Source organism: Nostoc flagelliforme FACHB-838, assembly GCF_014698065.1.
Lineage (GTDB): Bacteria > Cyanobacteriota > Cyanobacteriia > Cyanobacteriales > Nostocaceae > Nostoc > Nostoc flagelliforme_B.
Genome location: NZ_JACJSI010000173.1, coordinates 1 through 12,798, shown reverse-complemented (window position 1 = coordinate 12,798; position 12,798 = coordinate 1). Strand labels below are relative to the sequence as shown.

Below are 12,798 nucleotides of genomic sequence, written 5' to 3'. Positions count from 1 at the left end.
ATCACTGCTGCTAAATCGAAAGCAGTATGGAAGGGATGAGTGATAGTTTCAGCAGTAATCGGAATTGATGTGGAAGCGGCTCTAGACGACTGAGAAAAGAACTGTGGATAGCGTTTTTCTAAGTCTTTAACTTTAGCGGTTGCGCCCCAGCGATCGTAGCAATAGTGCGCCTCTTTCATATAGGTTTGAGCAATTTTTGACCGACCTCGCGCCAGATAATGTTTAGCCGCTAATTCATAAGCGAGTGCTTCTTCCTGGATATACTCATTTTCAGCAGCACCTGCGATCGCTCGTTCATAAAACTCCTCGGCCTCAAAGAATTGCCCTGAGACTCGCGCTTTCTCTGCCTCGACTAGATAAAATTCATGTAGATAATTCATTGGGGCATATTCTGCCCATTTCTGCATCTTTTCTTGGTTGGTGTTAACACAGTTTAGCCAAGCTACTTTTTCAGAGTTTGAAGCATTGAGCAATAGGCTCAAAAGCGCTAGAGAATGATAGAAACAGAATATAGGTAGAACCGTTATTGCTGTCACATCTTCAAAATGTTGCCTTGCCAAAATAGCAGTCTGTTCAGCTTGATGGTGTTCTTCAAATAGATAACACAACATGACTTTGTGCAGATATAGCATTTGAATTGCAGTTCCATCTTTAAGTGCAAGGGCGTGTGGTAATGCCTCCTCTTCATTACACACCCGACCAACTAAGCGGCTGGGATTCTCAGACCTATCTAGCAAATTAAGAATGGTCTGCCACAATATTGCAAGCCAATTCGAGGGGCTTTCCCGTCTGATTTGGTTGATCGCTTTGCTGTAAGTTGCTGTTTTTTGTTCTAGTTGGGTAAGTTTCTCTCCAGCAAAAAATGAGTAATGGCACACGGAATATGCAGCATAACCAGCAGATTCAAAGTCTCCAGTTTCCGCTCCATTTCGATACGCATCAGCCAGCATGGGTATTATCTTCCTAAGATGCACCTTCCAGTGCAGGATATGGTGACTCGAAAACATTAATGTTTTAGTATTTCCTCTGGTATTCAATCGTTCTGCCAAACCCAGAGCCAATTTGCCGAACTCATAACCGAATTCAATGTCTTGAACAACTCCACATAGAACAAACCCATAGCAGGCATAATACAGTGATGACCAGATAGCATTACCGTAGTTGATTAATAAATTTATCGTTTTGCAAGTAATCAGTATCCACAGTGCTGGTAACATTATAAATGCAGCAGATCCCATATTCGATAGGATTGACATAGCTGCCAACGCTTCTGGTTCAGTCATTTCCGGTAAATTAATCAAGTCTTCGATTTCTCGTTGGGCAAGTAGCGCAGATGTTGACTCCAATTCCCTTTGAATATCTTCCTGACTTGGATTTTCTATTAAATCTATTCCTAGGAGCTTTAACGCTTCCAATCCAGTTTTTAGTGCTGATTTCAGGTTGCCCTGTGACAAATATCCTTGAATTCTGCTATCGTAAGCCTGCACTTTGTCAACCACTGTTTTCCCACGATCGAGTACCACTTCTACCAACTGTTCCATCTCATCAAAGCAACCCTGGAGATACGCCGCTTCTGCTGCTTCTGAGTACAGCGCTAAGGTGAGATCATACTCAGTGAGCCAACTCTCTGTATTGAGGAGTTTAAGCCCTGTAGTGAAATACTTAAAAGCTGCTTCATAAGCCGTTGCTGCCTTTGCTTTCTGACCTGCCATTAAATTCAATCTGGCAATTTCAGTTCGTTCTGATCGAGCAGTGACTAGCTCAAGTCCTTGATTGAGATGATCGATGATTTCAAACAACCGATCGGATCGTTGCTCTGGTGAAGTTTTTTCGAGCAAATTGCCACCGATTTGGAGATGAACAACCTGTTTCTGCGATTCATCAATCAAAGCATAAGCCGCTTGCTGAACGCGATCGTGCAGAAACTTATACTCTTGAACCAACAAATCTTCGTCCAATTCAGACAGAGGTTGAATTAATCCCGCTTGTATTACTGCTAGTAGATCCTGGAAAATTGCTTTCGGTGATTTTTCGCAAGCGATCGCCAACGTTTCTAAATCAAACTCAGACCCAACACAAGCAGCGATGGAGAGAACTTGCTGTGTTGCTGATGGCAATTTCTGCAATTGACGCAGCAGCAACTCCACCACATTAGCAGTGATATCTTGAGCTTCAATCTCAGCTAAGTTCCACTGCCAGCTTAACTGTTGGGCATCAAAGGTCAACAGGTTTTCGCCATACAGCAGCTTCAAAAATTCACCAACAAAGAAAGGGTTGCCCTCGGTTTTACGCAACACGACTTGGGCTAAGGAACGAACGGCATCAGAATTGCGATGTAATGTCTCAGCCACCAGTTGAGTCAACGGCAAGAGCGTTAAAGGAGTCAGGGTAATTTCTTGAAGCACTGCCCTTTGTTTCCTCAATCGCTCCAGCGTTAATGCCAGTGTATGCGCTGGATTCACTTCATTATCTCGATACGCTCCGATCAGAAATAGAAATTGGGTTTGCTCGTCAAGCATCATTAGTTCGATTAACTTCAGCGTGGCTGAATCCGCCCACTGTAAATCATCTAAAAAGATCACCAGAGGATGTTCTTGGGAACAAAATACTCGAATAAACTGCTGGAAAACTCGATTAAAACGATTTTGAGCTTCTGTGGCTCCCACCTCTGGGACGGGTAGCTGCCTGCCGATAATCAGTTCTACTTCGGGAATCACATCAATGATGATCTGTCCGTTACTCCCTAAAGCTGAGAGCAGACGCGATCGCCACTGTTGCACTTGCTCATCCGGTTCCCCCAGAAGTTGCTGCACCAACTTTTGCAGGGCATCCACAATGGCGCTGTAGGGAATATTGCGCCTGAATTGGTCAAATTTACCAGAAATAAAATAACCGCGGTTTGCTGTGATCGGCTTATAGAGTTCCTGCACTAATGCTGATTTGCCAATTCCCGCATAGCCAGAAACCAACATCATTTCGACTTGGAATTGAGGATTTTCTATGCCTGACTCTGGTCGCTGGGCTTCGCCAACATTCCCCGTTTGTGCTACTCTTTCAAACGCCGCCAATAATGCTGCAATCTCCGCTTCGCGTCCATACAGCTTTTGGGGAATCTGAAACTGATCCGAAACATCTTGCAGACCTAATTGAATATGAGCAATTTGACCTGTTGTTGTAAATTGCTCTGTACAGCGTTCTAAATCCGCTTTGATCCCCCAGGCACTTTGATAGCGTTCTTCTGCGTTTTTCGCCATCAACTTCAAAATTATGCCTGAAATAGGTTTGGGAATCGTGGCGTTCAATTTATGCACAGGAATCGGCGGTTTGGCAATATGACAATGAACTAGCTCCAGGATGTCTTGAGTGGGGAACGGTAGCTGTCCAGTTAACAGTTCGTAGAAGGTTACGCCCAGCGAGTAGAAATCGGTGCGATAGTCGAGCATCCGGTTCATTCGCCCGGTTTGCTCTGGAGACAAGTATGCGAGTGTTCCTTCTAAGACATGAGGACTTTTGAAGGTTGGATTCGTGCGGTTAAATTGGGTCGCAATCCCAAAATCAATAATTTTGACAACGCCAGTATCCAGATTAAAGACTATGTTCCCAGGGTTGATATCTTTATGAATGATATTGGCTGCATGGATTCTGCCCAGAATGTCGCAAACAGCGATCGCAAGACTTAGAAAAGTCGATAAAGGCATCGGGCAGAAGATATCTGGGCGCTTGTGCATCCATTGCTCTAGGGACTCCCCCCCAAAATCTTCTAAGGTAATCACCAGAGTCCGTTGATAGTCCTGCTGGCTGTATGCCTTGACAACTCCTTCCAAGTTAAGGGAGCGGGTAATTTTATATTCCTGTCTGTAGCGGGTTAGTTCTTGGGGAGAGGGATAATCAAGCTTTAGCATTTTTACGATGAGCGCTACTCCATCGTCTCTGATGCCCCGGTACACTAGAGAATTGTCACTTTCGTATATTTTGTTTTGGATAGCAATACCAGGCAGAGTGATCATAGAGCAACTCTTGAGAGGATAATCTGCTACACCTCAAACTATACAGTAATTTTCTATTCCGAAAATAATTACTTACTGTTTGGTAATCAAGAATAAATTTGATGAAATAAAAGATTTAAACTCTGATTTCAAACTCTAAAACACTCAACACTTTTTCTTCCAGTCAAATAAGCACGCTTGGGCTTCCCCAACGACTCCAAAAACTTCTGCACCGACTCCTCCAGCCCACTCGAATACACTCGATTGATGCGATCACCTACGGTGGGCGGTTACGCCATCGCATATCTCCCGCATCTGCTCACATTCGGCAGGCAAGTAATTGTAAGATTTGAGGTGCTGCAAGCCAACAGTGTACTCTCCATCCCAGGTTTTGACAGTGCAACTAAAATCATTCACTCTTACGACTATCCCCCAGCAGCCACCCTTACCTCTAAGTTCTGGGTTGTCTTTTGCAAGGATTTGACAGACTTCCCCGATTTGGTAGGTATTGGGTACTTGAGTACGTTCCATTATCTGCTGCACCACGTCCTTCACAATCCTACCACTTGGGACTTTACCACCAGCTTGCTGTACTGCCTGCTGCCATGCTTCTGGCTGTTGTTGAGGTTCTAGCTTTGCCAGAGGTCGAACTTGTACTTCTGATGTGGGCAAAATTTGGGAACTATTAGTTCCCATTTCATCCTGACTTTCATTTTGGGAACTATTAGTTCCCATTTTTATATTGTCAACTATCAAACAACCAGCTATTAGATAATTTACATGGCGGTAAGTATAACTAAACCTGTCCCTGCAATATTCCTCAAATGTACGGTGAGTGGAACGGTACAGTCTGCGATCGCGTAATTCTGTTAATGCCTTCCCTGCTTCAAAAAAGGCCCGTTCCACTTTCCTCTCCAGGAGTAGGCGATCGCGAATCTCCTGCTCAGTTAATTCGGGTATTTCAACGGCAGTAACGGAGATTGTTGCAACGCTTGGATTTTCTTCTTGGACAAGGCTATCTGGTGGTCTGCTGTTATTAGATGCAGGGACGGTGGCTTTTTTATGCTTAGAGGATGGCTTAGTCATATTCCTATCTCTTTCAGTTCAGCGACATTTTCTTAAAGTGTGATGGTTTGCTGCAATTGTCTACCCCAAAATCCTTACCAACATAACTTGTGGATTGACAGTAGCATGATTAAATCTCAGGATCTGCTTCTAGGCTTACATCAAAATCAACCCCTAAAACTCCTTCAATTTTGCGAAGATTTTCAATAACTACATTGCTGACCAAGCCCAAGTTGTAGCTCCCGAACCCCTCACAATAGTCGAAATCTCTTTTGACCATCACGAATATTACGCTGGTAATCAACTGATAGCCAGCATCAGCCATGACGACAACCACTTAACCCAACACTGGGTAGTCATGGTCAACAGTAAAGAAGTATTTCGTGCCAACACTCTAATGCATTGCGATCGCTTCATCTGCACTCACTACAAAGATGGCACACTGCTAGTAGAAGCAGAGGTGCAAGGGAGCAGGGGTGCAGAGGGGAAAAACTTACAACAACTTTCTCCTCTGACCCCATGCTTTCCTCTTCTACTGAAAACCGAATCATGGCGCATATCTTCAACGAGTGCCAGAATTACGGGTTTCAAATTCTCGATGATGGCATTTACAACAACAACGGCGTGAAACTGGGGCAAGTCGGATGCACTGCAAACAATGGCTAAGGAAGCAAACAAAAGCTTTGACCATAGAGCCAATCATTTGCTGCGTTCACTTCAGCTTTGCGGCGGTTGTGTTCCATTACATCGGCTGCAATTGCAATTCTCAGATTCAGTCATTCAAACCCTACTCGATAGAGAAATAGTGCAAATACAGAATACGGGATGCGGCTTTTTGTTGGAGATTGCCGAGGATTTTTAGGTTATTAATCCCAGAGGACACAATCATGAAACTTTACGCTAAGACCATTGCACAGACTTTACGCGATTGGGCAACTGTCGTTACAAAGAGTGCAGATTTGATTGAGATTGAAATCAACGATGAACACCCGAATTTTCAATCTCTGCTTGAAGAATTAGAGACGGAAATTGAGCCAGGAACAATAGGTGTCAAAGCAGAAGATTTATGCTCACGACTGGGCATTGAAATGTCTAATCTTAATCTCCATGACTTTGTTGGACAAGCCCAAAACCTGATATTCCAGATTGCTACGCACCCAGACTACAGACAACTGTTGAACGAGTGATATCAACCTGATTTAAACGTTGCCGATGCTCAAACTGCGCTGTCTTACTTGCAATGGGAGTTAGAGCGGAATCGAGAACACTTGCTTGGAGATATTATTCGGGCAAAAAATAATGCAGATATGTCATTTCACTTTTGAATTGGAGATAAGAAATTAGGAAGATGCGATGTCTCTATTCCTTATGCTTATATCTACACCTTTGTTGATAAGTAAAAAAGCAGGTGCGTAGGCGTAGCCCGTCCGTAGACATCGCCTAGATTTAAAAATTCCATCCATGACATTCTCGCACCCACCTCAACTGCAAAAAGGTATCCATCCCCATGCAACACATTGCAACTTAGTGCTTTGCTCAAAAAAGCACAGCCTTCAGTAGCAATGATGACTGTGTGCGAATAGAGCGCCAAAGTTGAGGCGATGGGTTTACACCCCACCTTTGCTGCGGAACGCTTCGCAAACTGCGATCGCACTTTAATATTTACTACTAATTCTTGGCCGATTTACCGTAGTTTATACCTAAAAAAGCTTTACACACTTTTTTCAAAAAATCAAGAGCTATCTTAATAAAAGTTAAAACCGATTGAATCAAGTTGTAATAAATAGTAAAAACTTGTCGATCTGCAAAAAGCTTTATTTCAGAGAATCGAGCCGAAAAACTTCAATCTGTGGCAATTTTAGTAAAATTCGGCAACTTTGCGAATTTAGTGCGATTTGGTATTAAAAAAATTAATCTTACCAGATTTTGTTAACAAAAGCAACTATATTTTGAGATTGAATTTTTAGCTGTAACTACCCATTTACTAAAATTTTTATGGGATGCTACTATATTATAAAAAATAAAATACTGTAAATTGACTAACTTAATGTAAATTAAGTAAACATATAAATTTAGCCAAATTATCATCAATTACTTGGTCTAACAATCCTGGTAATGAATAAACTTAGCATTTCCCCTAACAAAAGAGGTAAAGATTAATGTTTAATGTTTTATTTAAGCGCATAATAATCTACTGCAAAAAATGGGTTATTGTCAGGTTTTCTAGTCAAACCCGGTTATTATCAACTGTTCCTATACAAGTTACTGGGGCTTTTATTACTAGCTTATGCCTCAGCTTGCTATTTGCTGCTTGCACAGCAAATAATCCAAGTAATACTACAACTATATCTGCTAATAATTCCACTCAAACCAAAGCATCAGTAATCAGATTTGGCGAGATTAACATCTGTCGCTGAAAGTCAAGGATTACCCCATGAAGGTTTAGATTATCTGGAAACGTTTCTGATGGCGGCTATAGATGCAGCATTAGCAGCGCAAAATGCTGTTGTCGCCGCCGAATCTCTGGGTTTGGGAACAGTTTATATTGGTGCATTGCGTAACCGTCCAGAAGAGGTGGCAGAGGTTTTAAATTTACCGCCTCATGTCTTTGCCGTTTTTGGCTTGTGTGTTGGTTATGCAGATTCATCCGTAAATGTGGAAGTTAAACCGCGTTTACCCCAAGCAGCAGTATTGCATCGGGAGACTTATCAATTAGAGAAACAAGACCAGGAAATTGCTCTTTACAACCAAATCATGAAAGCATTCTACAATTCCCAACAGATGAATGTTGCTGGTGATTGGTCGGAACACTCAGCTAAACGAGTAGCGTTTGCTGAATCTCTATCAGGACGCGATCACTTGCAGGAAGCCTTGAAAAATTTGGGTTTTGAGTTGCGTTAAAAAGTAGAGACGCGATTAATCGCGTTTCTACAAAGGCAAAGAAGCAGTCCCCATTAAGCAGAGACTATTTGAGATTTAGACTGTTTGCAGTTGGAGGTTTTTTTGGAATAATTTTAAGACTTGTTGCCAAGATGGTTGCAGAAAAATCCATGCCCTGCTCCCTCATAACGAAAGATTTTATTGGGACTTTAACTTTAGTTGTGCGAATTTCTGTGGTTGCCATTTTAAAATGTAGCCTACAATCTCGTTGAGGTTGATTGTTCTTGATATCTATAGACATACTACGGTAAACTTGTCAAATTACCGTATTTTATAAAAATATCATTCCACAACTGAGTAAGAAAAACATGTGCTCTTACCAATATCCCAAACAAGGGTAAGGTCAATTCGGATGGTATTACTGATAAAATACGATAAATCAATCGGTTTAGTGTATTAAAATGACAAACTCTAAAAAGATTAGTGATGATCTAAGTGCATCTGGATAGCTGACGCCAGAACAATTACAACAAGCAGCAGCTGAGGGATTCAAGTCAGTGATCAATGGGGAAGCATATTCATGTCGTGATCTCCTTTGTATTCGTTTATTTCATTAGATTGCGAAAAGACAGTTCTTATAATCGATTTAATCAGATGCGATGCCCTTCACCCAGCAACCATCTTGTTAGTTTGTCAGTGACACCGCTGCTCTAACTCTCTCGGATGAAGGAGGGGAAGGACTGCCTACTTGAGGCGCAACTTGAAGAAGTCGATAGTCCGACCATTAGCCAGTGCAGCTGTATCCTTGTCGCAGTGCGTACTACAGTTCAGGCGAAAGCGTAACTGCAACTTAGATAGGTGAACACCTGAGCAGACACATTGTCTATTAGCGCTTCGATGATGGTCTTTTCTTACTTTGGGAAAAGTCAATTATCGAAAGCTTTTCCGAGCTTTAATTTCCAGGTTTTGGCTATCAATTTCATTTCCTGCTAAAAAATAAAGTCTTAAAGCTTGGCTCAATCAAAGTTTCAGAATCCTGCTTCGATTATTGTTTTTCGAGAGTGACAAAACAAGGTTAAGCTACAAATGTTTCACCTTTTTTTTAAGTGCCATTTGTCATTAGCCTAAGCTCCTCATCCAGGTGTTTAGCTTGTCAGGTGTCTGCACTTGCTGCCTTACAACTTTGAAAACAGCATATTTAACCCTTCAGTCATCGTTGGATGAGTCAACACTCCATCGCGCAGAACGGTGTAGGGCATCTGAGCTTGCATTACCATTTGCACCGTCGAAATTACTTCACCCGCTTGATGACACAACAGAGAACACCCCAAAATACGACCTGTCTCGGCATCCATGATCGCCTTCAGCAGTCCATCGGTTTGACCGAGGGTTTTCGCTCGAGGAATCGCTGAGGCATCCAGCTTCACCACCCGAATAGCATACCCTTGTTGACGTGCTTCAGTTTCGGTCAAACCCACATGAGCTAGTTCTGGATCGATGAAAAGGCAGGATGGAACCAAGCGCTTGTGTGTACTGCGGTTGCCTCCATCAATCAGATTCGCTTTGACAATGCGATAATCGTCGAGCGATACATGGGTGTATTGTGGTCCTCCGTTGATATCACCTAACGCCCAAATACCGGGTATGTTCGTCTCTAAGTATTCGTTGACTTGAATAAATCCGCGTGTATCGGTTGCCACACCAGCAGTAGCTAAATCTAAGCTATCGGTGTTTGGCGCACGACCTACGGCGACAAGGAAATGCGACCCCTGGAGGGTGAGGGGGCGATCGGCAACTTGGATTTGAAGGATGGTTTCATTACCACTGCACTCGACCCTTAACACCTTCGCCTTCAACAAGAATTCAATCCCGTCTCGTTCCAGTAGCGTTTGTACCGCGATCGCTATATCTGGATCTTGCTGTGACAGAATTTGCTCATTTTGCCCAATCACAGTGACGCGACAGCCAAAGCGGCGAAACATCTGGGCAAACTCTAAACCAATGTAGCCACTGCCAAGCACGAGCAAATGCTCAGGCAACTGGTCTAGCTCCATAATCGACTCACTTGTCAAAAACCCAGTTTCTGTGAGTCCGGGTACGGATGGAATCAATGGTCGCGTGCCTGTGTTGATAAACAATCGTTCTGCAGAAAGTAACTGAGTATTGCCTTCATGCGTTGTCACTTCAATAGTTTTGGAAGCAACAAATCGCCCCGTTCCAATGATCAGTTCGTGACCCAGAGCAGTTTCTAAATTGTGCAAGTTCATTTCACGCATGGATTGCACAACCGTTCGTTTCCGCCAGATCACATCTGCTAAATCAACGGTGGGTGCATTGGCTTTAATACCATAAGCGGCACTGTTTCGCACTGTATTTGCAACATTGGCACTCGCCACCATCGTTTTGGTAGGAATGCAAGCAAGATTAATACACCCGCCACCAATCATGTTTAAGCTGCGTTCCACTAAAGCGGTTTTCCGTCCGTCAGCAACTAGCGCAGGTGCAAGTGTTTTACCCGCTTTGCCGCCGCCGATAATAATGTCGTCATAGTATTGGATGCTCATTCTATCTCCTTTAAGTTTGACGTTACTTCATTGCTTTTACAACTTCATCCGTAGACAGAACTGCATTAGCAATATACCCAAAGTTGATCAGTGCCGCCTTGTAGCCGTCGCCCAGTTCAGGATGTTGAGGGGCAGCTGTTGCGTCTTTGACGACAAGCACCTCAAATCCCTGTTCGATTAAATCGCGCAGGTGAGCTTCAACACAAATATTTGCCAGCATTCCGAGCAGAATGACTTTACTGAGGTGGCGTTTACGCAGTTGCAAAACCAGATCATTGCTTTGGGGTCCATAAACCTTATGGGGACTGACCACAATCGTCAAGCCATCTTCAATGAAGGGCTTGTAGCGATCCAGCCAGTCAGCGCCAGAACCCAAGAAACTATCGAGGTTTAACGCACCCTTGCGATCAAACTCTCTAGATTTAAGCATCATTTGCTCTACGGTTCCGGCGAATTTCCACGTATAGTCGGTGGGGTAGTAATAGTGGGGGGAGACAAAAACCTCAAATTCATTCTGCTTCGCGGCTTTGAAGATTCGCTCGATGTTCTCGACGGTCTTATTATCCTTGACACTAGCACCTACCAAATCCCAGGAGACACCTGTTTCGCTCAAGACATCGTTCTGCGGATCAATAACTACCACTGCGGTGTCATTATTGTTGATATTCATGGTTTTTCTACTTGATTATTGATGTTCACGGTTCTCTTCGTTAAAAACCAACCGAGATATGCAGCATTTTTCCAGCGATCCAGGCTGAGTTGGAGGATGCGAAGAAGACAGATGCAAGTGCAATGCCCTACAGTTGTTTATGATGAAGTCGGCTTCTAATTTGTGGGGGATCGCCCTTTTCTCATCACTCAATACCAGGGCATAGAACGTTGACCCAAACCACTTTACCTCCTAAATTCGCGCTTATTAGACAGGTATCGGTTGCAATACTTGTCGGTTAAGGGGGAAAGGGAAATTGAAAACCCTTAACCCCTACCCTTTAGACCTTCCCCAAAACCAAACTTTGGGTTCAAAATGCTTAACCGAGTTGTATTGGGATCGGTTGCAGTCGTGACGTAAGGAATTGCGTGATGTGGTTTGCGATCGCATTTCCTTGGTCTTCCAGAGCAAAATGTCCGGTATCGAGTAAATGGAACTCAATGTCTTTCAGGTCGCGCTGGTAGGGATAAGCACCTTCAGCAGGAAAGATGTAATCATTTTTGCCCCACACTATTAACGTCGGTGGTTGATGTTTGCGAAAATATTCCTGCCATTGCGGATATAACGGTGGATTTGTGCCATAACTATATAACAGCGCCAGTTGAATCTCATCATTTCCTGGGCGATCAAGGAAGAGCTGATCCATATTCCAGTTATCAGGACTGATCGCTTCCGGGTTGCGGACACCGTAGGTGTATTGCCACTTTGTCGTTTCCAGCGTGAAAAAAGGTCTGAGCTTGTCAGCATTCTCAGGAGAACGGTCTTGCCAGTATGCTTTTATTGGGTTCCAAAATTCACGCAGACCTTCTTCGTAGGCATTCCCGTTTTGGACAATGAGTGCTTCAACTTGCTCTGGATATTTAGCCGCAATCCGGTAGCCAATGGGGGCACCATAATCCATTACATAAAGGCTATATCGCTGGAGATCGATCGCGGTAATAAACTTTTCCACGATCTGTGCTAAATGATCAAATGTGTAGTCAAACTCAGTCACTGTTGGCATCGAACTGTTGCCGTAGCCAGGATAATCAGGTGCAACCAGATGGAACTGATCAGCAAGTGCAGGTATCAAATTGCGGAACATGTGAGATGAAGTTGGGAAACCGTGCAACAGTAAAATTGTCGGGTTATTCCGGGAACCAGCTTCTCGATAAAAAATATCTAAGCCATCTATGGAAACTGTACGAAATGTGGTCATGAGATTACTCCTTCTAAGGTTATAGGCAAAGCTGAAATTGTGGGGTGAAATCGATCCTCAGTGATGATGCACAGTTCTTTCACAACCTCTATTGCGTGGTCAATATAGATGAAAACACGCTATTGTTGGAAATAGTCGCGCCAACTTTTGGGTAAGGCTTCAAGTTGAGCAGCGCGATGAAGTAACTCTGGATTGTCTTCCTCACGAACATAAAGCTGAGTGATATCGGCAACAGTAATATTGTTGTCATCCCGGCTCACCAACTCTAGAATGTCTCCAGCTTCGACTTCGCCCTCTTGCAAAACACGGAAGTAAAATCCGGTGCGACGACTAGCGAGAAATCGTTTCACCATATCCGGTCGTCCAAACCTAATCCCAAGTTTGTAGCAGGGTAGG

Annotated in this window: 11 protein-coding genes and 1 pseudogene; 4 read left to right on the top strand and 8 right to left on the bottom strand. The window is 43.4% G+C overall.

Translation table 11 applies throughout. The features are described from left to right. The 3 genes from H6G97_RS35465 to H6G97_RS35455 all read right to left on the bottom strand — a co-directional run. On the bottom strand, positions 1-4,007 hold a 4,007-nt coding region (locus H6G97_RS35465), incomplete at its 3' end, for an ATP-binding protein (RefSeq protein WP_190945178.1). Positions 4,008-4,259: 252 nt separating this feature from the next. Continuing rightward, positions 4,260-5,072: a hypothetical protein gene (locus H6G97_RS35460; protein ID WP_242055712.1), complete on the bottom strand. Its 813-nt coding sequence runs from the start codon at positions 5,070-5,072 to the stop codon at positions 4,260-4,262. A 109-nt stretch (positions 5,073-5,181) separates the two neighbouring features. Then, positions 5,182-5,376 carry a hypothetical protein gene (locus tag H6G97_RS35455; RefSeq protein WP_190945176.1) on the bottom strand — a complete coding sequence of 65 codons (195 nt, stop codon included), beginning with the start codon at positions 5,374-5,376 and terminating at the stop codon, positions 5,182-5,184. Positions 5,377-5,409: 33 nt separating this feature from the next. Here H6G97_RS35455 and H6G97_RS35450 point away from each other — a divergent pair, with 33 nt between their 5' ends. Genes H6G97_RS35450 through H6G97_RS35440 form a run of 3 tightly spaced genes read left to right on the top strand, consistent with a single transcriptional unit; the run spans position 5,410 to position 6,238 of the window. Next, positions 5,410-5,679, top strand: a complete 270-nt coding sequence (locus H6G97_RS35450) for a hypothetical protein (protein ID WP_190945174.1) — start codon at positions 5,410-5,412, stop codon at positions 5,677-5,679. Between the two features lie 30 nt (positions 5,680-5,709). Beyond that, positions 5,710-5,913 carry a hypothetical protein gene (locus tag H6G97_RS35445; protein ID WP_190945172.1) on the top strand — a complete coding sequence of 68 codons (204 nt, stop codon included), beginning with the start codon at positions 5,710-5,712 and terminating at the stop codon, positions 5,911-5,913. Positions 5,914-5,938: 25 nt separating this feature from the next. Further along, entirely contained in the window at positions 5,939-6,238 is a 300-nt protein-coding gene (locus H6G97_RS35440; RefSeq protein WP_190945170.1) for a hypothetical protein, read from the top strand. Positions 6,239-6,429: 191 nt separating this feature from the next. Here the strand turns inward: H6G97_RS35440 and H6G97_RS35435 are convergent, their stop codons facing one another. Continuing rightward, positions 6,430-6,705, bottom strand: a complete 276-nt coding sequence (locus tag H6G97_RS35435; protein ID WP_190945180.1) for a hypothetical protein — start codon at positions 6,703-6,705, stop codon at positions 6,430-6,432. 731 nt (positions 6,706-7,436) lie between these two features. On the opposite strand from H6G97_RS35435, the pseudogene H6G97_RS35430 reads away from it, so the two are divergent. Next, positions 7,437-7,952, top strand: a pseudogene (locus H6G97_RS35430) (nitroreductase family protein); the annotation flags it as partial. 1,154 nt (positions 7,953-9,106) lie between these two features. On the opposite strand, the gene H6G97_RS35425 reads toward H6G97_RS35430, so the two are convergent. From H6G97_RS35425 to H6G97_RS35410, 4 genes are all read right to left on the bottom strand, one after another. Further along, a complete protein-coding gene (locus H6G97_RS35425) occupies positions 9,107-10,495 on the bottom strand; it encodes a mercuric reductase (protein ID WP_190945167.1) in 1,389 nt (462 codons plus the stop codon). Between the two features lie 22 nt (positions 10,496-10,517). Next, positions 10,518-11,165, bottom strand: a complete 648-nt coding sequence (locus tag H6G97_RS35420) for a cysteine hydrolase family protein (RefSeq protein ID WP_190945165.1) — start codon at positions 11,163-11,165, stop codon at positions 10,518-10,520. A gap of 358 nt (positions 11,166-11,523) precedes the next feature. Beyond that, positions 11,524-12,402 carry an alpha/beta fold hydrolase gene (locus tag H6G97_RS35415; protein ID WP_190945163.1) on the bottom strand — a complete coding sequence of 293 codons (879 nt, stop codon included), beginning with the start codon at positions 12,400-12,402 and terminating at the stop codon, positions 11,524-11,526. 119 nt (positions 12,403-12,521) lie between these two features. Beyond that, on the bottom strand, positions 12,522-12,798 hold a 277-nt coding region (locus H6G97_RS35410; protein ID WP_190945161.1), incomplete at its 5' end, for an MOSC domain-containing protein.

Excerpts from the sequence above, each read along its gene's own strand:
- H6G97_RS35440 (WP_190945170.1), top strand. The coding sequence starts at position 5,939 with ATGAAACTTTACGCTAAGACCATTGCACAGACTTTACGCGATTGGGCA.
- H6G97_RS35415 (WP_190945163.1), bottom strand. The coding sequence starts at position 12,402 with ATGACCACATTTCGTACAGTTTCCATAGATGGCTTAGATATTTTTTAT.
- H6G97_RS35445 (WP_190945172.1), top strand. The coding sequence starts at position 5,710 with ATGGCTAAGGAAGCAAACAAAAGCTTTGACCATAGAGCCAATCATTTG.
- H6G97_RS35455 (WP_190945176.1), bottom strand. The coding sequence starts at position 5,376 with ATGGCTGATGCTGGCTATCAGTTGATTACCAGCGTAATATTCGTGATG.
- H6G97_RS35450 (WP_190945174.1), top strand. The coding sequence starts at position 5,410 with ATGGTCAACAGTAAAGAAGTATTTCGTGCCAACACTCTAATGCATTGC.
- H6G97_RS35420 (WP_190945165.1), bottom strand. The coding sequence starts at position 11,165 with ATGAATATCAACAATAATGACACCGCAGTGGTAGTTATTGATCCGCAG.
- H6G97_RS35460 (WP_242055712.1), bottom strand. The coding sequence starts at position 5,072 with ATGACTAAGCCATCCTCTAAGCATAAAAAAGCCACCGTCCCTGCATCT.
- H6G97_RS35425 (WP_190945167.1), bottom strand. The coding sequence starts at position 10,495 with ATGAGCATCCAATACTATGACGACATTATTATCGGCGGCGGCAAAGCG.